Source organism: Bradyrhizobium sp. MI1.3 (assembly GCF_055811695.1).
The window spans coordinates 16628-37275 of record NZ_JBVVPQ010000050.1; the positions used below are offsets into that span (position 1 = coordinate 16628).

The following is a 20648-nucleotide window of genomic DNA, read 5'->3' on the forward strand; positions in this document are numbered from 1 at the left end:
AGCTTGCCGGCCGCACGCGGGAACGGCGGTAACAAGACCTACGCAGCTGGGCGAGACACTGAGAGGCGCCCGGCGGTGCGCATCGTTCACGATTTCGCCGAGCCCGGCCGACTGAAGCCTCTCCGACTTATATCCGGGCCGCTCTGGCGCGCCGCCGCCGCGAAGCCCGGCTCGTTCGTGAAGGACGAGCCTCCGAGACCGAACATGGCTTGATTCAATTCCACCTGAGGTTCGCTGGCATGGCATTGCCGTGCTCAAGTCTGAAAGGCGCGGCTGCCCAGAGTTTGACGGTGCGACCGTCCGATTGATCGCTACTCCAATTCGACAGGTGACCAGCCTGACCCCGGGTGTTGGTTGGATTACCAAGTCGGCCCACTCACGGGCTGCTGCTCGCTTTTGAAATCCTGCGCGCTGGGGCAAAATAAGCTGAACTTCTGCAGGAGCAACCGCTACTTCGTGCTCTTGCGTTGAATGATGCCGATACAAGAGGACACGCTGGGAGGAGATCGTGACATCAGTCCGCAGATGGCCCAAGTCCTGAGATTTATCGGCGTGTTAGCGAGGAAGAACGTGATTGAGCACTTGTCCATGGCTGGTTCAAGTTGGATACGGTATCCGTGATGACGTCGATTGACGAGCGCTTGAATGAGATCAGATCCGTACGGAATGACATTTGGCGTTGTCGCAGAAGGCTTCAAAGCGAGCTAGATGATCTCCAGCGTAAGATGCTCGAAGAGCGTCTGCTTGAGCGGCAGTCTGCCTTTGAACGGCTCGTCTCGGCCACGTTTCCTTTTACGTTGAGATTGTGAAGCAAAATTTCGGGACCTGTGCCGCGGGAGCATTCCGCGTTAAATAGCGTCCGCTCACAGAGCGCCTGCGCCTGGGTCAGGAATGTAGCGCTCCGGCGCCGCGGGCCGTCGCGCCTCTCATGGCCGCCGCCGACCTGAAAAGCTCGGCCCATAGCCTTGGTTCACCGACGTGCTGCCCGCTGCGCATCGATAATGAAATCGGTCCGGCCCCGTCCAAGGGCACTGCCGGGGGATACCGCTCGCCTGGCTTCTGCGACACCGCAGTCACCTGAGTAACGTTGATCCGGCAGAGCGATCGAAGGAGCTTGAATCGCCCGTAGCGTCAGATTGTACAGAGCAGAGAACGATGTTTCAGTTCAGGTGCAGTCGAATGATAAGACCCGCTCTCGCTTTTGTACTATGTTCCGCTCTCGAGTGGATCGGGCTAGGTATGGGGGCGGTTGCGGAAACAAGGCGGTACGCGTGCACGATCACTGCCGCCGATCGAGAGCCGGCCGGAGTTCGGAATGAGCGGGTTATTCTCACCGTTCAATATGGCTGCCGGATCGCAGGTGGTCTCTTGACCGACGCGGGGATCACAGCAGTGTCGGTCAGCGAGTGGGCCGCTGACAAAAGGACATACTTGGCCTCCATGGAATTTCACCACGCGCTGGAGGGAGTTGCACTTGGGCAACTCTCCGAGGCGACCGACTTCTCTAGCATGGAAGGCGAGCAAGGCATTGGGGTCGCAACTTCCGGCACGACAGTTTTCACATTCGCATCTGGTTCATTGGCCGACCTTTCAGGGAAGACCCTTAAATTCACGACAAAACCCACCGGCCTACGTAGCTTCGAGTTGGAGTTCACAGACTGGCCAGAATCTCTTCTATGGAAATGACGCGTGTCTTACGCTGAATTCCGCAGGCGCGCGCACAGGAATACTGTCCATACTCTTAAGCACACACATATGTGCTGCCCGGCCAATATATGCCGTCCCCCAAGACGAGCACACCTGCAACAGGTTAAGCCAAAACTCCGAAAGCACTCGACCGCGGTAGAGCGTTCAAATTGACCTTCACGCGGTCCGATCAGCAGCTCTTTTGGCTGCCGATCCGCATATCGGACGATCTGGCGTCGCATGGCAGCGCCTGCGCGACACGGAAGCTATCAACACGGAATAAACGCAGCTCGATCATGAGCACGAAGAAGAAGTTGCCGGCCAACCGCCTCCCGAACGCCGACGAGTACAAACTCAAGGCAGCCCTCATTGTACAACTGAAGCGGTTGATGGCGGAGCGGGGGATCACTCAGACCGAAGTCGCGAAGCTCGTCGGCGTGAAGCAGCCCAACATCTCCAAGCTGCTTCGAGGGCAGTTCACGGAAAGCCGCTGCGCATGCTGGCGGCGTTCGATCAGGACGTCGAAATAAAGGTAAAGCCACAAAGCGTGGCGAAGGGGCCGGATCACGTTTATTCGGGCCTAAGAGCTGCCGAAACGGTGATATCTAACCCTACGGCGGCAAAAGCGCTCATGAACTCACCCTGCAGTGCCCGATCGGCAATCGGGGTTCGGCTGACTGAATCCTTCGCCCCCGCTGTTCTCGCCGAGACCCGCCAGCGTTTCCAGGGATAACTGGGCGAAGGACGCGAGGTCGCCCGAGAGACCGAAGCGCTCCAGCAGGAGCGCGAGAAGCTCAAAAGGGAAGATTAACGGATCGAACGCTAGGTCGTGAACCGACGCGGCGGTTTAGTGCAGCAGCCAACTCGTCCCTACAGAAGCGAAAGGCGCGCGAGGCAGAGCGATCGATTCGGAGGAGATGATCTCCGCTTGCACGACGGGCATCGTCCATCCAGAGGGCAGACATCGTTAGAGCGGGATCCCGGCTGGAGTCTTCGCCAGCCCAAGTACCGAATGCCGTGACATGGCGTCCAATGCGGATTTCGAGGACAATCGGGGCTGTCACGGAGAGTCAATTTAGCTGAACGCGGTCAAGCCAAAGACGACGTTCAGGATGGCCCCAGGCGTAGTGAAGCCGAACCTAGAAGGCGATGATGGTTGGCAGAAGGTACCAAGTGGGATCATTCCAACCAGTCCAACGGACATGCTGATCAAAGCGGAAAGCGCGACGATGGCAGCGATGAGTCCGATCCCGAACTGCCGGTGCTCGGTGATGTTCAAGGTGAGCGATTGGGCGATACTTTCTTCGTCCTCCCTCGAGCTTCAATGCGGCAAGTAACCGATCTTTGGCGGCGTCGATTTTCGAAGTGGAGCCGTTCATACTCCTCGCGAAGCGCGGCATCGACGAACAGGGTCCGTCACGGAAGCCGAAGCTGATCATCTTGAAGAACGCCGGCGCCGACCCCTGGGCTTTCGGGATCGCTCACGCCCGATGGCCGGTGCTAACGTGAACTTCTCCTCCATCTCATTCAAGACGCAAAATGACTGAAACAACCGCGAGAAAGGCGACAGCAGCAATTGATCCGGTCCGGACACGTCCTCCCTGTCGGTCGTCCGCATAAATTCCACCCTGGATTTTCGTGTCGATGCTGGTCCCGTAAGCCCAGCACGAAATATAAACGCTCAGAATGGCAACCTGGATAAGTTCAGGAGTTGCATTCGACAGCGCCGCCGATGGGTATGTCCTCAAGCGCAAGTCCCACGAACCCAAGCGCTATTACCGCCGTAACAGTGGTGATGCACCAATTTACAAACGTTGCAATGCGCGACATCCGCACCTGAGCACTTCGCTCCGAGATCTTGGCCCTTTTTACCATAAATTACCTGGGTAAGAAAAATACCGTTCAAGTGGACCATCGGCACGCTGTTCTGCAAAAATGCTGGCGGAGCGCGTTAGCAAAACTGGTTTCAATGGCGATTGATATACCACGCAACGGAGGTAAGCGTAAGGAATCGATCCTGTCCTGGAGCGAGAAAGGAGAAATCGACCAGTGGTTCGCATTCGACCTGCCCTATCTCGACTGCCGACACTTGCGAAGCTGCTGGCCTTTCCGTGAATCCGCTCAAACTGTCTGACGCGCCAGAATCCGATCTTCCCCTTTGTCGAACTACGCCGAACGCAAAAACCTGCAGATTGTTTGATGCGGAAGCGCCCTGTGTCGTAGCCGGCAAATTCAAATCCGGGCAAGCCCAAGGTGACCGTTTGCGGATTTTAAGCTACCGCGCTGCTTGGGAATTGATCAGCTTACGTGCTCTCCACGGCGTCAGCTGTTCGCTCCTCCGAGCGCGCCTCTCCACAGTATCAAGTAAAAGAACGCCGGAGCGAGAGACCATGCGGAAATGGAAGAGGACTGCTGCTGGGCAACTGAGTTCTTGTGGAGACATCTGCAGCAGGTGGTGGAGCGCTCGATGCGTTCTTGCTCGGGGTGGGATCGCGAGCACGATGGGCACATCTAACCGCGCTGAAATCCGCTTCGAACGGATGGTGTTTGCGATCGCTGGATCGGCGCGTACGAAGCAAGGCTGCGCATCCGAGTGACGTCGGCGCGGCCAGACTCCCCGCTGGTGGAGAGCGTAACCGATTGTTTTGTTTCAGACAGGGCGTTGCGGCTACGCTTGTTGGTGGCAGACAGGGTCAGGTTTACAACAATCCGCATCCGGCAGCTATCTAGCTCTATAAACGTTGCTTTTTCTATTCAACCGGCGCTGGCACACTCGTTGCAGACCCCTGCACAGGAGGCGGCTGTTAGTCCTTTGCATCCCATGCACAGGGACATGCCCCGTGATCGCACGCGAGTGAATAAAGAAGCCGATATGACCAACCGCTGGAGAGCAGGCATGACTTCACCGAGAAGCGTCTTGGTCATCGATAGACAGCGTCACACATGGCGCTTCTAACCGCTCAGCCGAGATGAGCTACCAGACCGTGAACGACCCCTGCGGCATGAACGTCGCGAAGTTGCGATCGGTAGGACCGCCCACGCAGATTGCACGCTTACCTGAACGCCGGATCGGAAATCCGTCGGTCTTCCGCAAAAGCGTCGCTTCTTGTTGAGACCACAATCGAAAGGGAAACCTGTATGAGCCGAGCACCTACCCAAAGCGTTGCAGAGATCAAGGCGCGCAACAAGCAGCTAATCGATGAGGTGTTGACGGTCTACCCCGAGAAGACCGCCAAAAGGCGCGCTAAGCATCTCAGTGTTCACGAGGCGGGGAAGTCGGATTGTGGCGTCAAGTCGAATATCAAGTCCATTCCCGGCGTGATGACCATCCGCGGCTGCGCCTATGCGGGCTCCAAGGGCGTGGTCTGGGGACCCATCAAGGACATGATCCACATCAGCCACGGTCCGGTCGGCTGCGGTCAGTACTCGTGGGGCTCGCGGCGCAACTACTACGTCGGGACGACCGGCATCGACACGTTCGTGACACTGCAGTTCACCTCCGATTTTCAGGAGAAGGACATCGTGTTCGGCGGCGATAAAAAGGTCACGAAACTCATCGATGAGCTCCAGGAGCTATTTCCTCTCAACAGGGGCATCACCATTCAGTCCGAATGTCCGATTGGCTTGATCGGTGACGATATCGAGGCGGTCTCCCGAGAAAAGTCGAAGGAATATGGCGGCAAAACCATCGTGCCTGTGCGGTGCGAGGGCTTCCGTGGCGTGTCGCAATCGCTCGGCCACCATATCGCGAACGACGCCGTTCGGGATTGGATCTTTGACAAGAGCGCCCCAGAGACCAGCCCTAAATTTGAACCTACGCCATATGATGTTGCGATCATCGGCGACTACAACATCGGCGGCGACGCATGGTCGTCACGAATCCTGCTGGAAGAAATGGGCCTACGCGTCATCGCCCAGTGGTCCGGGGATGGATCTCTCGCTGAATTGGAGGCGACGCCGAAGGCAAAGCTCAACATACTGCATTGCTATCGCTCGATGAATTACATCTCACGGCACATGGAGGAAAAATTCGGGATTCCCTGGTGCGAGTACAACTTCTTCGGTCCTTCCAAAATCGCGGAGTCGCTGCGAAAAATTGCAAGCTTCTTCGATGACAAGATCAAGCAAGGCGCCGAACGCGTCATCGCGAAATATCAACCGCTTGTCGATGCTGTGACCGCGAAATACCGGCCGCGGCTTGAAGGCAAGACGGTAATGCTGTTCGTCGGCGGCTTACGTCCTCGCCACGTCATCGGCGCCTATGAGGACCTCGGCATGGATGTTGTCGGCACGGGCTATGAGTTCGGGCATAACGATGACTACCAACGCACCGCCCAGCACTACGTCAAAGATGGCACGCTGATCTACGACGATGTCACCGGCTACGAATTCGAGCGCTTCGTCGAAAAGATCCGGCCAGACCTGGTCGGCTCCGGTATCAAGGAAAAATACGTCTTCCAAAAAATGGGCGTGCCGTTCCGCCAAATGCATTCCTGGGACTACTCGGGTCCTTACCACGGCTATGACGGCTTCGCGATCTTCGCCCGCGACATGGACATGGCGATTAACTCCCCGATCTGGGGGAAGACCACCGCGCCTTGGAAGGACGCTCCGCAGCCGAGCCTCATGGCAGCGGAATAGGAAGGCCGACCCCGGGCCGTTTCTTTCCGCAGAGGAGGGGAAGGGCAGGAGAACGAACGCAAGAACCCAAAGAGTGCCATGATGACACAGAACGCCGAACACATACTCGACCACTCTGAGCTTTTCCGGGGAGACGAATACCAGCAGATGCTGGCCAAGAAGAAGGCGCTATTTGAGAATCCGCATGATCCCGCCGACGTCGATCGCATCAAAGAATGGTCCAAGACATCCGAGTACCGCGAAAAGAACTTCGCCCGCGAGGCGCTAACCGTTAACCCGGCGAAGGCTTGCCAGCCGCTGGGTGCGGTGTTCGCCGCCCTCGGGTTCGAGCGCACACTGCCGTTCGTCCACGGCTCACAGGGCTGCGTCGCGTATTATCGCAGCCATCTGTCACGGCACTTCAAGGAGCCGACCTCGTGCGTCTCCTCGTCCATGACGGAAGACGCGGCCGTGTTCGGCGGGCTTAACAATCTTACCGACGGGCTTGCCAACAGCTATAACATGTACAAGCCGAAGATGATCGCGGTCGCCACGACCTGCATGGCGGAAGTCATCGGCGACGACCTCAATGCCTTCATCAAAACATCAAAGGAAAAAGGTTCAGTCCCAGCGGACTACGACGTACCATTCGCTCACACTCCTGCGTTCGTCGGCAGCCACGTTACTGGCTACGACAACACGCTCAAGGGCATCCTCGAGCATTTCTGGGATGGCAAAGCCGGCACGGCCCCAAAACTCGAGCGCAAAGCGAACAACACGATCAACTTCATCGGTGGCTTCGACGGCTACACTGTCGGAAATGTCCGTGAGATAAAGCGTATCTTCGAGCTGATGGGCATCGGCTACACCATCCTCGCGGATAACAGTGACGTGTTCGATACCCCCACGGACGGCGAGTTCCGCATGTATGATGGGGGCACTACATTAAAGGATGCCGCGAACGCAGTCCACGCCAAGGCAACCATTTCCATGCAGCAATATTGCACGGAGAAGACGTTGTCCTTCATCAAGGCGCACGATCAGGAGGTCGTCGCTTTCAATCACCCGCTGGGCGTCAGCGCCACGGACGATTTCCTGATGACGCTGTCGCGTGTCACCAACAAGGCAATTCCAAATGCACTGGAGCAGGAGCGTGGGCGTCTGGTAGACGCAATGGCTGACTCCAGCGCGCATGTTCACGGCAAGAAGTTCGCGATCTATGGCGATCCAGACCTCTGCTATGGCCTGGCCGCATTCCTGCTGGAGCTCGGCGCTGAGCCGATCCACGTGCTGTCGACGAACGCGAGTAAGGCGTGGGAGCTGAAGATGCAGGCGCTGTTCGCGAGCTCGCCCTTCGGTAAAAACTGCCGCGCCTTCCCAGGCAAGGATCTCTGGCACATGCGATCGCTCCTGTTCACAGAGCCGGTCGATTTCCTGATCGGTAACACCTACGGCAAGTATCTCGAGCGTGACACCGGAACGCCGCTAATCCGCATCGGCTTTCCCATCTTCGATCGCCATCATCACCATCGTTATCCAGTGTGGGGCTATCAGGGGAGCATGAATGTGCTGGTCAAGATTCTCGACAAGATCTTCGATGAGATCGATCGAAAGACTAGCTCGGTTGGCAAGACAGACTATAGCTTCGACATCATACGCTAAGGCGAGCTCCCCGCCTCATCGTCCGCAGAAACAGCGGCGCTGCGGCGGGGATCACAGGTTCTCCGCCGGCCATCCTTGTGGTCTGCGGTGTGTTGACATCCCCGAGAGAGACACCATGACTTCGCTTCCCACGACCATACAGGACGTCTTTAACGAACCGGGCTGCGCCAGGAACGCGAGCAAGTCGAAGGTTGAGCGTAAGAATGGTTGCACCAAGCAGCTCAAGCCGGGCGGCGCCGCCGGCGGATGTGCCTTCGATGGCGCCAAAGTCGCGCTGCAGCCCTTCACCGATGTCGCCCATCTTGTGCATGGTCCAATCGCCTGTGAGGGCAATTCCTGGGACAATCGTGGTTCGGTCTCGTCCGGCTCCGATCTGTGGCGCAGAAGCTTCACCACAGACATGAGCGAGACCGATATCGTCTTCGGCGGCGAGAAGCGGCTGTACAGGGCAGTCAAGGAGATCACAGAGAAATACGACCCGCAGGCCATCTTCGTCTACCAGACATGCGTGCCCGCAATGATCGGTGACGACATCGATATGGTCTGCAAGGCGGCCTCCGCCAAATTCGGCAAGCCGGTCATTCCCATCAATTCACCGGGATTTGTCGGGTCGAAGAACCTTGGTAACAAGCTTGCTGGCGAAGCACTGCTGGAGCACGTCATCGGTACCGGAGAGCCGGATTACACGACATCGTATGATATCAACATCATCGGTGAATACAATCTGTCCGGCGAGCTTTGGCAGATCAAGCCCCTGCTCGATGAGCTCGGAATCCGGATCCTGTCGTGCATCTCGGGGGACGGCAAGTATCGCGAGGTCGCTTATTCGCACCGAGCCAAAGCCGCGATGATGGTTTGCTCAAGGGCAATGATCAACGTCGCACGCAAGATGAGGCAGCGCTACGGCATCCCGTTTTTTGAAGGCTCCTTCTACGGTATTGAGGATACCAACGATTCACTCCGCCAGATCGCGCGCATGCTGATCGAGAGTGGTGCGCCGGCTGAGCTGATGGAACGCACGCAAGCCCTGATCGCACGCGAAGAGACCAAGGCCTGGGCTGCGATTGAACGTTTCAAGCCGCGCTTTGCCGGCAAGAGGGTTGTTCTCATCACCGGCGGTGTGAAATCCTGGTCGATGGTGGCCGCTTTGCAGGAGGCCGGGCTCGAGATCGTCGGCACGTCCGTGAAGAAATCGACCATGAAGGACAAGGAACGTATCAAGAAATTAATGGGCCAGGACGCCCATATGATCGAGGACATGTCGCCTCGCGAGATCTACAAGATGCTCAAGGACGCAAAAGCCGATATCATGCTCTCGGGCGGCAAGTCGCAATTCGTCGCACTGAAGGCGGCGATGCCTTGGCTCGATGTCAACCAGGAGCGCTGCCACGCCTATATGGGCTATGTCGGGATTCTCAAGCTCATGGAGGAGATCGAGAAGGCCCTCTACAATCCGATATGGGATCAGCTCCGCCAAGCCGCGCCATGGGATGATTTCGACCGGAAGCTTCAGGCAAAGACGGCTGCGCAGATGTATGCGCAAGCCGCGGATCCAGTTCGGGACCCGAGCAGGAACGGCGTCAGGACGATAACTTTCTCCAATCAAGCTGAGGCCAGCGAGGGTGAGAGCGCGATTGCGCCGCATGGCCCGAAGCTCGGCGAGCCCAACAAGCCCTGCACCAGTTCCATCGGGCGTTGCATTGCTTGTAAGGACATTCCTTCCGATCTCCAGCCGGCGGCACTGCAGGCGGCGGAGTAGGGGACATGGCGATCGTCACTACCTCGAAGAAAGCCTGTTCGGTCAATCCGCTCAAGATGAGCCAGCCGATCGGCGGCTCATTTGCCTTCATGGGGTTGCGCGGCGCGATGCCGCTTTTGCACGGCCCTCAAGGTTGCGCCTCCTTTGGGCTGACGCTGTTCGTGCGCCATTTCAATGAAGCCGTGCCGATGCAGACGACTGCCATGAGCGAGGTCGCAACCGTGCTCGGCGGCCACGAGAATCTCGAACAGGCGATCCTCAACATCTACAATCGCGCCGAGCCCGAAATCATTGGCATCAATTCAACTGGGGTCACCGAAACCAACGGCGATGACGTCGAAGCCTTCATCCGGTTGATCCGACAGAAGCACCCGCAGCTCGAAAAGCTCCCCCTTGTCTACGTCTCGACTCCGGATTTCAAGGATGCCTTTCAGGATGGCTGGGGGAAGACGGTGGCGCGGATGATCGAGGTGCTTGTGGCACCGTTCGACGCAGCCAGACCGCGCGATGCGTCCCGCGTTAACGTGCTACCTGGTTGCCACCTCACGCCCGGCGACCTCGACGAGCTTCGCACGATCTTTGAGGATTTCGGTCTCAAGCCCTCCTTCCTGCCGGACCTTGCAGGTTCGCTGGACGGCCACATCCCCGACGAATTCACGCCGACTACGATCGGGGGGATTGGAGTGGACGAAATTGCGACCATGGGGCAGGTGGCCTGGACGATCGCGATCGGCGCGCAAATGCGCGGTGCGGCCGAGACCATGCAGGTGCGGACAGGCGTGCCGTTCCGTCTATTCGAGCGGCTCTGTGGCCTTATCCCAAGCGACGAATTTATGGCGTTCTTGAGCCAGATCACCGGCCGGTCAGTACCCTCGAAGTATCGCCGGCAGCGTGGACAGCTGGCAGACGCCATGCTGGATGCTCATTTCCATATCGGCGGCCGCAAGCTCGCGATCGGCGCCGAGCCGGACTTGTTATTTGATCTCTCCAGCTCGCTCGACGAGATGGGGGCGCAGGTCACTGCTGCGGTGACGACGACGAACTCACCGGTGCTGCAGCGGGTCAGGACCGAGGACGTCCTAATCGGCGATCTGGAGGATCTTGAAGAGCTTGCCAGGTCGCGTGACTGCGACCTCTTGATGTCCCATTCACATGGTCGCCAGGCGGCTTCGCGACTCAATGTTCCATTCTTCCGGGTAGGCTTTCCCATGTTCGATCGCCTTGGGGCTGCGCACCTCACAATCGTTGGTTATCGCGGCACGCGCGACCTGATCTTTGATATCGCCAATCTCATCATCACCGACCGAGAGATTAACCATCGGCCGACGCCTGACAGCTGGCGATTCACCAACTCTGGCCTGCAGGTCGATTCGCCTGGGTTGCATTCAGCAGGGAGAGAAAACAACGCGGATGAAAGTTGCATTTGCCACTCAGGACTTGAAGCATGTCGATGCGCACTTCGGCTGGGCCAAGAACATCGCGATCTACGAGGTCGGCCCGGAGGGGCATCGGTTTATTGAGGCGATCCAGTTCGGTGGTGACCTCACGGAAGACGGCAATGAGGATAAGCTAGCGCCCAAGATCGAGGCGATCAGGGACTGCGCAATCCTCTATGTTGCGGCGATCGGCGGCTCGGGTGCTGCACGAGTCGTCGCGAGCAAGATCCATCCGATGAAGGTGCTGCAACCAGAGCCCATCGACGAACTTTGCGTCAAACTCGAAACCGTGCTGAAGGGCTCGCCGCCGCCCTGGCTGCGGAAGCTGCTCGCCAAAAACCCGGAACGTACAGTGGATTTCGAAACCTGAAGGAACGAGGATGGGAGATACGTCCGAAGTCACTCCAGCCGCCGCAGCGGCGGAGCGGCCATTTCTGAAAGAGCTCGTCAAGATCTGGCGCGCCCAGGACTCCCACGGTGCCTGGGAGGGCAAGAAGGATCTCGATTTGCTCGAACCCTACGTCCTCGACAAGCACAAGCGCCGTGCGCTGCCTATTGTCGGCAATCCCGACCCCAAGACGACATGGCGGCTGGAGCTGTTCTTTAACGCGGTTGCGCTCTCGATCGAGAAGGCGACCGGAGTGATGATCTCGCCAATGCTGAAGATGCACAACGAAGGGTTCGGTCGGATCGTGTTGATCGGCGGTCGACTCGTTGTCGTGAGCAAGCAGCTGCGCGACGTGCATCGCTTTGGTTTCGACCATTTCTCTGATCTCGCTGATCAAGGCGACAAATTCGTCAACAGTGGCGTTGAGATGATCCGTAAGTTCCCGGAAGTGGCGAATTATTGAGGCAAGCATGAACGATGTTGAAGCGCTGAAAGCGGAAATAAAGAAGCTGTCGGCGAAGGCGACCCAAGCCAAGATGGACCTCCACGACCTCTCCGAGGAGCTGCCGGTCAACTGGTGCTCGATCCTGAGTGTGGCGCAGAAGGCCCACGCTGCCTTCAGCGAGCTAGAAAGCAAGCGCCAAAATCTCCAAGCGCTAGACAAAGCATAGCGGATCTCAAGCCGTGTCATTTAGGACCCGCGACGGCCGCAGTTGGGAGCCGGATTACCTGGTTTCTATCGATCTCAAGAAGTGCATCGGCTGCGGCCGCTGCTATAAGGTTTGCGGCCGCGAGGTCATGACGCTGAAGGGGCTAAGCGAGGGTGGCCAAATCATCGATCTCGATGAGGAGGACGATGAGCTCGAAAAAAAGGTCATGGTGTTGAATGATGAAGGCGCTTGCATCGGCTGCAGCGCCTGCGCGCGGGTGTGTCCAACAAACTGTCAGACGCACGCGCCACGGGCTTGAAGCGACTTTCGCCGCTATGAATACGGCTGCCTTGTCAGAGACGAAGGCAAGTCGGGAGTCCGGTATCGAGCCGACGACATCTACGGTGCGATGTTCAATATCGAAGCCCAGTCGGAGATTCATTTGCTATTCGCCAACGTGCGACATCCAACCTGCGCTGTTGGAGCCAACCCAGCTTTCCTGAGCTGACCGTGCCCGAACATGGACTGTCGGCTGTCCTTGGGAGGGATCGGTCAAATGACACGACCGCGCCGTCTCGTGCTCGCGGACTCCAGTAACCACGGCGCAAGGAGTTGATGGGCTAGATGACTTTGGTTGCGACATTCTGCATAGTTTCACGTCGTTCTCACTGTATTGAGTACGCGCGGTCAACTCTGCTCCACCATCCCCCGAGCCAGGTTGGAGCAGCCAGTACGCGGCCACCCTATTTGAGATTGTCCGGAACCGCACGTCCAAGGCAACCCGCATAACACGGGAGCGCTGGGTCGAACTGATCGATGCAACGCTTGCGTGCCAAATAATGGACAGGTCACCGCCCATCAGTGCGGCAGAAATGCTCGTGAGTAGCCTGTCTACCACCATATAAGAAGAGCAGTTGAGGCCGCCGAAGGCCGGCCCAGTATTGAGGATAGTTCCGAAACATCCCTGCCGATCGTAAAGCGTTCCGCACGCGGAAGGTGCGTGTTGTCGTTCACTTATGCAGCGTCGAGGTTCGATCTGGCAGTCTTCTACCGGTTGCGCCGCCGCCGACGTGGATCCCATGCTTTATTGGGCTAGCATAATGAACAGAACTTGTTGTTCTTAAAAGAAGGAGGTGGCCGGTTCAGAAAATGCTGAAGGGGAGTTAAGAATGTCCGATCTCGAATGCTTCAAGCCATCGATCCGTGACTCCTCAACATCAATTCTTGCGAAGCATACCGCACAAGTAGCGGTCATGTTCACGACGACCGAACGCGACCAAGACTACCACGGCCTTTGGGGCCCGGGGACGCATGCGCGCCTACTCGTCCACTGAACGCACCAGCTCTACCGAAGCCACGCTGCCACTGGTCCTGCACCTTTTTGTTGTCTGCACAGCATGATCCGGAAGAGTGGAATCCGGGTTTCCAACCAGATCATGCTCAAACCGAAATGGAGGAAAATGTGAGTAACGACCCGTGCTCGCGATTGTCGGCGGCCACAGGCGCGGGGGGCGCCGAATTCACGCCTCCACGGACAAACGCGGCTTTCGCCCCGGCGGGCTGAAGCGCTGGCCAGCTCCCGCTCGGCCGGCAAGACGATGTCGTTCTGGAGTAAGGGCGTCGTGATCGAGGAGCTGACGACATCGCCCTGTTCTCGGATGGCAACGGCATCTCCAGAACGGACGCGCCGATCGCGGTCAGGGCAGGCGCTGTCGTGATCGACAACTCCTCCGCTTTCCGAATGGATCCGAACCTGCCACTGGTGATCCTCGAGATCAATGCGGCCCGCGTCCGCGACCGCAAGGGCATCATCGCCAACCCGAAGTGCGCCGCGATCACCGCGCTGGTGCTGCTTTGGCCAATCCACCAGAAGAACCGCACCAAGCGCGTGATAAGCGCAACTTACCGGGCCGCCAGCGGGGCCGGCGCCGCTGCGATGGAAGAGGTTGCTGAAATTCACGCGTGTCAATCTCAATAGCCAACTTTCAAGATCTTCGAGGACGGGATAATCGTGACTGGTGTGACCTGCATCCGCGTACCCGTGCTGCGCGCCCATCAACTTCGAATGCGAGAAGCCGATCACCCAGCAGCATGTGCGCCCGATCATGGCGCAAGCGCCCGGCGTGAAGGTCGTCCGACCGCACCAAAACGAGATCCGATACCAATCGCCGCCGCTGGCCAGGGTGATGTTCTGGTCGGCCGCATCCACAAGGACCTCAGCGATCCCTCAGGGCATCCGATCTCGATATTCGTTGCTTCGGATCAACTGCTCAAAGGCGCGGCGCTGAACGCCATGCAGATCGCAGGGCTGTTGCTGGGCCTGTCATCAGGCGCACGCCGAGACGATAGGTCTAGGCCTGGGTGGCCGAAGCCGAGGCTGACGGGAAATCCACCCGCCTGCTCGACCTCGCGGGTGCTGCTGATTACCGCGACGGGTACTCGGGCACTCCTACACAGTTGGCAGCACCTCCACCCCTTTGGCGACCACTCCGTCCTCCACACTCCCAGCGGCGGATTCTGTCGGGCGATTTCGCACGTACGCTACCGCGCTTCCGGGTCGGCGCGAGTTCTGCATCCACGTGTGGTCGCTGCAGTCGCGGATGCCGCCGGCTTCCGCAGCACAGACATCGCGCAGCCCCGGAATGTCCGGATCACCGGCGGTCCCTCCGTGAACATCAGCATAGTGATCGCTCCTCGCGCGACATCTCAGCGCCGCTCAGGCCGGCAAAGGCCTGGAGCGCAACGCCAAAGCCAATCCACACACCGTCGATCGGCCTTTGAAGTGTGACCGCGACCATGAACCGGTCAAACTGAGAATGTCCTGATCACGATAGACCCGCTCAGTCGGACCGTCGCGGTGAGCCGGCCTCAGCGTGATGACGACAGTGCTCTTGGCCAACACACGACCAGCAGAGTGGGCATGTCATCTTCCCGAAAAGCTGGGCCGGAAGTGCATCGTCAAGGTTTGAAAGAGCCCGCCGCAGGCGACGCGTTTGCAGTGACTCACTTTGCGGCGGACTGTCGAGCTGGCGAGAAAGGGGTCTGAGGCGATGCCTCAGACTGGGCGATTTTCGCTTCTGTTCTTCACCGGCTCCATTTTGGCTAGGCCGTCCTCGTATGAGATCTCCGTGTATGATCCATCGATTTCCTTGGCGGCATCGAGCAAGTAGTCGAGCCTCGCGGCGGTACCGAGCTTCTTGAGGTCGTTCTTGTCGATGCCGGCGAGGTCCATCATCTCCTTCCATACGGTTGATTCATTGCAAGGCAGAATGCGGAAGGTGATGTCGCCTATTTTAGTGCGGTACTTCGCGAGCAGATCAATGTTGTTGCAGAAGATGAAATAGCTGCCGTTGGGGCTCAGCCTGCCATCCAGCACCTTCGCGGCCTCGGGTAGATAAGCGAAAGAATGCAGATATCCGGCAAGGACTGGGATGGCTGGTTCGCCTTCTTGTGCGATTGCAAGAACTTGTTCGATGGAATAATCCGGTGGTCGTTTTTCGTCGGCGAACTGGGCTTGGAACTTCAGCGCGATGTCGCCTCGAAATCCAAATCGCCCCGACTTCGTTGTTTCACTCTTAAGCACCGCATTCAGCAATCGCCCCTCCTTGTCCAGCGGGCCAAGAGCGGTGTTGTCGATCGAGGTCATGGAAGCCTCCTCATCAATTTGTGGTGTGCACGGGTCGCCCAATGCGACGTGCCCCTACCTTTCTGCAAGTTGTTTGCCGTCCGCGATGTCTGCAGCGACGTAGAGCATAAACGGCGGCTTGGCGCGATTTGCGTGGATACCTGCTGCCACCATCACGAGGCCTCGCACGCATGACATCCTGCTGCCGGAAAACCGCCTGTCGCGAACCCGACAGGTCGCAAATCGAGCGGTGGGTCTCTGCAACAGAAGCTGGTTTCACCTGCATCTCGACTGGCATGGGATTTGCCATTTGTGCTTTGCGAGAGAACTGAGAACGAGCCAGAGATGATCAACCTAACGGATAGCGCTATCAACGCACTGAAGGCCGCAATCTTCTCGACTGCGCAGCCGGCAAGCGGTTTACGGATCATGATCGAAGGCGGCGGCTGCCAGGGATTCACATATAAAATGGGTCTTGCTCATGAGCCAAGCTCCGATGAGACCGTGTTCGAGCAAGGCGGGATTAAAGTCTTTGTCGACAACGCGAGCCGGGCGCATCTCAACGGCACCACGATCGATTTCGTGGTGTCGCTCGAAGGATCAGGATTCCGCTTCGATAACCCAAATGCCAAATCGAGCTGTTCATGCGGAAAATCGTTCAGCTGAGTCGCCTTGGTACGCTTGGCAATGGAATGAGCATCGAACATGGGCGTGAAGGCTGAACGGACGAAGCAGTCTTCGACTATCGCGCCTTTCGATCGCGAGCGGATTGTCCGCGCCGTGCTCGATGAGAGTCGGGGACATTGTGAGCTCGTCGCAATAGACGGCAACAAGATCATGGTCGGGCTCGCTGGCGCTTGCATGGTATGCAAGCTTCCGGGCACGACGCTCGCGGTCATTCAGGCGGGCCTGAGCGAGCGGCTCGGACAGTGTGTCCGCCTGATCCCGCTGCCCGGAGCTGCCAAAGTGAGGGCTTAAATGCAGAGCGAACTCTCCGTGCAGCCGATTTACCTAGACAATAACGCCACGACCCCTGCACATCCCTTGGTGGTCGCCGCAATGCTTCCATTCTTCTCTGGGCAATTCGGCAATGCGTCGTCCGGGCATGCATTCGGCATTGAGGTTGCACCCGCATTGACGCAGGCGCGCCGAAATGTGCAGGCTCTCATTGGCGCGGCATTCGATCACGAGATCGTTTTCACCTCCGGCGCGACGGAATCTGACAACACTGCAATCCTGTCCGCGCTCGCCGTGCAGGAAGGACGCGACGAGATCGTCACAACCGCCGTTGAGCATTCGGCCGTGCTGTCTCTTGCCGAGGAGCTAGGCCGACGAGGAATCAAGATCCATGTCATTCCGGTCGATGCAAGCGGTCGATTGGACATCGAGAGTTATGGCAATGCCTTGTCGGAGCGTACGTCAGTCGCCTCGATCATGTGGGCCAATAATGAGACCGGTACGATTTTTCCGGTGAAGTCCCTCGCCAAGATGGCGCGCTCAGTCGGCGCGCTCTTTCACACCGATGCAGTCCAGGCCGTCGGGCGGATTCCCATTGACCTGAAGACGACGGACATCGATATGCTGTCGCTCTCCGGCCACAAGCTCCATGGTCCGAAGGGCGTCGGCGCGCTGTATGTGCGCAAGGACATTAAGTTCCGGCCGCTGATCTTCGGCGGCGTGCAAGAGCGGCGTCGCCGCGCTGGCACCGAAAACGTCCCAGGCATTGTTGGCCTCGGCAAGGCGGCGGAACTCGCGGCGGCACACCTCATACAAGATCAGATCCAGATTTGCGCCCTTCGCGACCGGCTGGAGCGCGGCATTCTCGCGCTCGGCGGTTGCATCGTGCTTGGTGATATCAAAAACCGCCTGCCAAATACCTCTAACATTGCCTTCGAGCGTCTCGAAGCGGAGGCCATCGTCCACCACCTGAATCGTGACGGAATTGCCACCTCACTCGGTTCAGCCTGCGCGTGCGGCTCGATGGAGCCGTCCCATGTCCTGCGCGCGATGAGAGTAGCGCCGGCGTTTTTGCGCGGTGCGGTTCGCTTCTCGCTCTCGCGAGAGACGGCGCTGGATGAGATCGATCGTGTGCTGCAAGTCCTGGCGCACATTACTTCCGAACAGAGAGCCCTGTTGCGTGCGTGTCAGGAGCGTGCGGGCGAGAGTTCGCAACCTGCAGAGCCCCTATGAAGGTCATGATTCGTCGTTCGCCTGAGACAGGCCTTTCGATTTATGTACCCAAGAAAGATCTTGAGGAGCCGATCGTCGGCTGGGAGCACGAGACGCTGTGGGGTGGTTGGATTAAAATCGCAAACGGCTGGGTGCTCGACCTACCGGCGATGGCGAGCGACACCACCCTACCAATCACCATAAACGCCAAGAAGCGCGGCGGCGAAGCAACCGAAAAATGAAACTCCGTGTCTATGGACGTCGTCAAACTGGGATGTCCAGGGAAGTCTGGCGGGCGCGGTCAGCGCGTACCGGTCAACGCGACAGCCCATGCAGGCTTGTTCGGAACCAAGATCGTGCTGCCGCGCGCTGCCAAAGGCAGTATCTTGGCCGGGGCGCAGCATCGAGGCATCCGGCCAGCGGGATGGCATTGGTGGGGAGGCCTTCGCGACCTCCCCTTTTCGGCGGCCGCCAGGCCGCTCGTTGCATTCCGCGCGTCTTAACAGCGTCAGGCCAATGGCTGGACTCCATAAGGTTCAGCTTTGAATGGTTGAGTCGCGCGCCGGCCCAGATCGCAGGCTCAGAAGTATCAACCTTCGTGATGATCCCTGACCCTGGCGAGCGGGCGTTTCTCTTCACCTGGTTGACAATGCCCTTCCGGAGCATCACGCAGGGGTCCGCGTGATCTTCCATGGCATAGGTCAGTCACAGGACTGCTTTCTCTGCTTCTAGGCTCGCCTTATCAACCTGTCCTTCAAAGCGCCCCGGACGTCTTTTGCGGATTGTGCTTTGCCTAGGCGTCACGTTCTGACGGAAGATCAACTTCCAAACGACGCCACCCGCCTGCCGTTTGCCGAAGCCATAGCTGAAGCTGCCTGCCGGGCCTCAAAACAATGGTGTCAGCGCTGTTGTGATCGCAACCCTTGTCAGCTTTCCAACATGAATTGATAAAGCTAAGGGCTTAGCTAAGTACTTGAAAGCGAAATGTTAAATTCATCCTGCAGGAATGGCACGCCAGTTGCTCTTGGCTTTCCAGAAAGACTCTGGGGATGCTTGCCGAAAGGGTTCGGCTTGCGAAGAGAATTGGAACAATGAGTACTTCAGCGCAACACCAGGTATCCTGCGGCGGCGAGATCAGCGAGACCATGCAAGTCATGGCGACGCACAAGGGCTGCGGTACGATCGGTGGCAGCGGTAAGGCAAGCTGCGGATCTCAGGCTGGCATCGCCAATCTGCCAATTGAGATCTGGGAAAAGGTGAAGAACCATCCGTGTTACAGCGAGGAGGCGCACCACCATTATGCCCGCATGCATGTCGCCGTCGCACCCGCCTGCAATATCCAATGCAATTACTGCAATCGTAAGTACGATTGCGCTAACGAATCGCGGCCTGGCATTGTCAGTGAAAAGTTGACGCCGGTGCAGGCCGCCAAGAAGGTGCTGGCGGTCGCTTCCGCGATCCCTCAGATGAGCGTGGTCGGCGTTGCCGGTCCTGGCGATCCGCTCGCGAACCCGGACAAGACATTCAGGACATTCGAGCTCGTCAATAGGCTCGCGCCAGATCTCAAGCTGTGCCTCTCGACGAACGGCCTTGCGCTACCCGATCATGTCGACACAATCGCGAGACTCAAGGTCGACCACGTGACGATCACGATCAACATGATCGACCCCGAAATTGGTGCAAAGATCCATCCGTGGATCTTTTACGGCCACAAGCGCTGCACCGGCATTGAAGCCGCAAGAATACTCAGCAATCGACAGCTCCAAGGGCTGGAGATGCTCACCGCGCGCGGCGTCCTGTGCAAGGTCAACTCGGTGATGATCCCGGGGATTAACGATCAGCATCTGGTCGAGGTTAACAAGGCCGTGAAGTCGCGCGGCGCCTTCCTGCATAACGTGATGCCGCTGATATCGTCGCCGGAGCATGGGACCGTCTTCGGCCTCAGGGGGCAACGCGGCCCGACTGCACAGGAAGTGGTAGCATTGCAGGATAGCTGCGAAAGCGAGATGAACATGATGCGTCACTGTCGCCAGTGCCGGGCCGACGCCGTCGGACTGCTCGGGGAGGACCGCGGCGCGGAGTTCACCATGGAAAAAATCATGGCGATGGACATCAAATACGACGAGCAGGCCCGGAAGGAGTATCAGGCTAAGGTTGAGAAGGCGCGCACCGCGAACCTTGTGGCCAAGCAGGAGGCGCTTGCGCGGCTCGCCAGCGCGTCCAGCGAAATCAAGGTGCTGGTGGCGGTTGCAACCAAGGGCTCGGGATTGATCAACCAGCACTTCGGTCATGCCAAGGAGTTCCAGGTCTACGAGCTCTCGACTTCAGGCGCAAAATACGTTGGTCATCGAGCAATCCATTCCTATTGCCAAGGTGGTCATGGCGAGGACAGCAAGCTCGAAATGGCCATCGGCGCCATCAAGGATTGCCACGCCATATTCGTGTCAAAGATCGGCGGCTGCCCGAAGGCCGAATTGATCAAGGCCGGCATAGAGCCGGTCGATCGGTACGCCTGCGAGTTCATCGATGGCTCGGTCACCGCCTGGTTCAAACTCTATCTCGATAAAGTCAATGAGGGGAAGATCCATCACGTTGAAAGGGTCGATGCAGCGGCCCGCTACAACGCGCTGACTTCCGCCGCCTGAGGATGGGT

The 20648-nt window shown here is 58.2% G+C and carries 15 protein-coding genes and 1 pseudogene; 15 read left to right on the forward strand and 1 reads right to left on the reverse strand.

Going from position 1 to position 20648, the window contains the following annotated elements; all coding sequences use genetic code 11:
* The first annotated feature begins 1856 nt into the window (after window positions 1-1856).
* The 10 genes and pseudogenes from AC0L3A_RS28655 to AC0L3A_RS28700 form a co-directional block, all read left to right on the forward strand.
* The gene (locus AC0L3A_RS28655; RefSeq protein ID WP_473255558.1) at window positions 1857-2216 is read left to right on the forward strand and encodes an XRE family transcriptional regulator; all 360 of its coding nucleotides are present in this window, start codon (window positions 1857-1859) and stop codon (window positions 2214-2216) included.
* Window positions 2217-4824: 2608 nt separating this feature from the next.
* Complete coding sequence (nifD, locus tag AC0L3A_RS28660; protein ID WP_007600010.1) at window positions 4825-6327, forward strand: nitrogenase molybdenum-iron protein alpha chain; 1503 nt, start codon at window positions 4825-4827, stop codon at window positions 6325-6327.
* Window positions 6328-6408: 81 nt separating this feature from the next.
* Complete coding sequence (nifK, locus tag AC0L3A_RS28665) at window positions 6409-7968, forward strand: nitrogenase molybdenum-iron protein subunit beta (RefSeq protein WP_473255578.1); 1560 nt, start codon at window positions 6409-6411, stop codon at window positions 7966-7968.
* A gap of 115 nt (window positions 7969-8083) precedes the next feature.
* On the forward strand, window positions 8084-9727 hold the full coding sequence (gene nifE, locus AC0L3A_RS28670) for a nitrogenase iron-molybdenum cofactor biosynthesis protein NifE (protein ID WP_473255559.1): 1644 nt from the start codon (window positions 8084-8086) through the stop codon (window positions 9725-9727).
* Window positions 9728-9732: 5 nt separating this feature from the next.
* Window positions 9733-11247, forward strand: coding sequence for a nitrogenase iron-molybdenum cofactor biosynthesis protein NifN (gene nifN, locus AC0L3A_RS28675; RefSeq protein ID WP_473255560.1), 1515 nt, complete (start codon window positions 9733-9735; stop codon window positions 11245-11247).
* Window positions 11138-11533, forward strand: coding sequence for a nitrogen fixation protein NifX (gene nifX / locus AC0L3A_RS28680; protein ID WP_473255561.1), 396 nt, complete (start codon window positions 11138-11140; stop codon window positions 11531-11533). The genes nifN and nifX overlap by 110 nt, the downstream gene beginning before the upstream one ends.
* A gap of 10 nt (window positions 11534-11543) precedes the next feature.
* Window positions 11544-12014 carry a NifX-associated nitrogen fixation protein gene (locus AC0L3A_RS28685; protein WP_473255562.1) on the forward strand — a complete coding sequence of 157 codons (471 nt, stop codon included), beginning with the start codon at window positions 11544-11546 and terminating at the stop codon, window positions 12012-12014.
* A gap of 7 nt (window positions 12015-12021) precedes the next feature.
* Window positions 12022-12222: a CCE_0567 family metalloprotein gene (locus tag AC0L3A_RS28690; protein WP_369726381.1), complete on the forward strand. Its 201-nt coding sequence runs from the start codon at window positions 12022-12024 to the stop codon at window positions 12220-12222.
* 13 nt (window positions 12223-12235) lie between these two features.
* Entirely contained in the window at window positions 12236-12520 is a 285-nt protein-coding gene (gene fdxB, locus AC0L3A_RS28695; RefSeq protein ID WP_473255563.1) for a ferredoxin III, nif-specific, read from the forward strand.
* Between the two features lie 1131 nt (window positions 12521-13651).
* A pseudogene (locus tag AC0L3A_RS28700) lies at window positions 13652-14515 on the forward strand (aspartate-semialdehyde dehydrogenase); the annotation flags it as partial.
* A gap of 741 nt (window positions 14516-15256) precedes the next feature.
* Here the strand turns inward: AC0L3A_RS28700 and AC0L3A_RS28705 are convergent.
* Complete coding sequence (locus tag AC0L3A_RS28705) at window positions 15257-15847, reverse strand: hypothetical protein (RefSeq protein WP_473255564.1); 591 nt, start codon at window positions 15845-15847, stop codon at window positions 15257-15259.
* A gap of 324 nt (window positions 15848-16171) precedes the next feature.
* On the opposite strand from AC0L3A_RS28705, the gene AC0L3A_RS28710 reads away from it, so the two are divergent.
* From AC0L3A_RS28710 to nifB, 5 genes are all read left to right on the forward strand, one after another.
* Entirely contained in the window at window positions 16172-16492 is a 321-nt protein-coding gene (locus AC0L3A_RS28710; RefSeq protein WP_473255565.1) for an iron-sulfur cluster assembly accessory protein, read from the forward strand.
* Window positions 16493-16531: 39 nt separating this feature from the next.
* A complete protein-coding gene (locus AC0L3A_RS28715) occupies window positions 16532-16804 on the forward strand; it encodes a NifU family protein (protein ID WP_473255566.1) in 273 nt (90 codons plus the stop codon).
* Window positions 16805-18016, forward strand: coding sequence for a cysteine desulfurase NifS (nifS, locus tag AC0L3A_RS28720; protein ID WP_473255567.1), 1212 nt, complete (start codon window positions 16805-16807; stop codon window positions 18014-18016). It abuts the gene before it with no gap.
* Window positions 18013-18237, forward strand: coding sequence for a putative nitrogen fixation protein NifT (gene nifT, locus AC0L3A_RS28725; RefSeq protein ID WP_007600030.1), 225 nt, complete (start codon window positions 18013-18015; stop codon window positions 18235-18237). Before nifS ends, nifT begins: the two co-directional genes overlap by 4 nt.
* 849 nt (window positions 18238-19086) lie before the next feature.
* Window positions 19087-20640 (forward strand): nitrogenase cofactor biosynthesis protein NifB, encoded by a 1554-nt coding sequence (nifB, locus tag AC0L3A_RS28730; RefSeq protein WP_473255568.1) that lies wholly within the window; start codon window positions 19087-19089, stop codon window positions 20638-20640.
* Window positions 20641-20648 lie beyond the last annotated feature (8 nt).

Excerpts from the sequence above, each read along its gene's own strand:
- AC0L3A_RS28705 (WP_473255564.1), bottom strand. The coding sequence starts at position 15,847 with ATGACCTCGATCGACAACACCGCTCTTGGCCCGCTGGACAAGGAGGGG.
- nifN (WP_473255560.1), top strand. The coding sequence starts at position 9,733 with ATGGCGATCGTCACTACCTCGAAGAAAGCCTGTTCGGTCAATCCGCTC.
- AC0L3A_RS28710 (WP_473255565.1), top strand. The coding sequence starts at position 16,172 with ATGATCAACCTAACGGATAGCGCTATCAACGCACTGAAGGCCGCAATC.
- nifD (WP_007600010.1), top strand. The coding sequence starts at position 4,825 with ATGAGCCGAGCACCTACCCAAAGCGTTGCAGAGATCAAGGCGCGCAAC.
- nifT (WP_007600030.1), top strand. The coding sequence starts at position 18,013 with ATGAAGGTCATGATTCGTCGTTCGCCTGAGACAGGCCTTTCGATTTAT.
- AC0L3A_RS28715 (WP_473255566.1), top strand. The coding sequence starts at position 16,532 with ATGGGCGTGAAGGCTGAACGGACGAAGCAGTCTTCGACTATCGCGCCT.
- nifS (WP_473255567.1), top strand. The coding sequence starts at position 16,805 with ATGCAGAGCGAACTCTCCGTGCAGCCGATTTACCTAGACAATAACGCC.
- nifB (WP_473255568.1), top strand. The coding sequence starts at position 19,087 with ATGAGTACTTCAGCGCAACACCAGGTATCCTGCGGCGGCGAGATCAGC.
- AC0L3A_RS28690 (WP_369726381.1), top strand. The coding sequence starts at position 12,022 with ATGAACGATGTTGAAGCGCTGAAAGCGGAAATAAAGAAGCTGTCGGCG.
- AC0L3A_RS28685 (WP_473255562.1), top strand. The coding sequence starts at position 11,544 with ATGGGAGATACGTCCGAAGTCACTCCAGCCGCCGCAGCGGCGGAGCGG.
- nifE (WP_473255559.1), top strand. The coding sequence starts at position 8,084 with ATGACTTCGCTTCCCACGACCATACAGGACGTCTTTAACGAACCGGGC.
- nifX (WP_473255561.1), top strand. The coding sequence starts at position 11,138 with ATGAAAGTTGCATTTGCCACTCAGGACTTGAAGCATGTCGATGCGCAC.
- nifK (WP_473255578.1), top strand. The coding sequence starts at position 6,409 with ATGACACAGAACGCCGAACACATACTCGACCACTCTGAGCTTTTCCGG.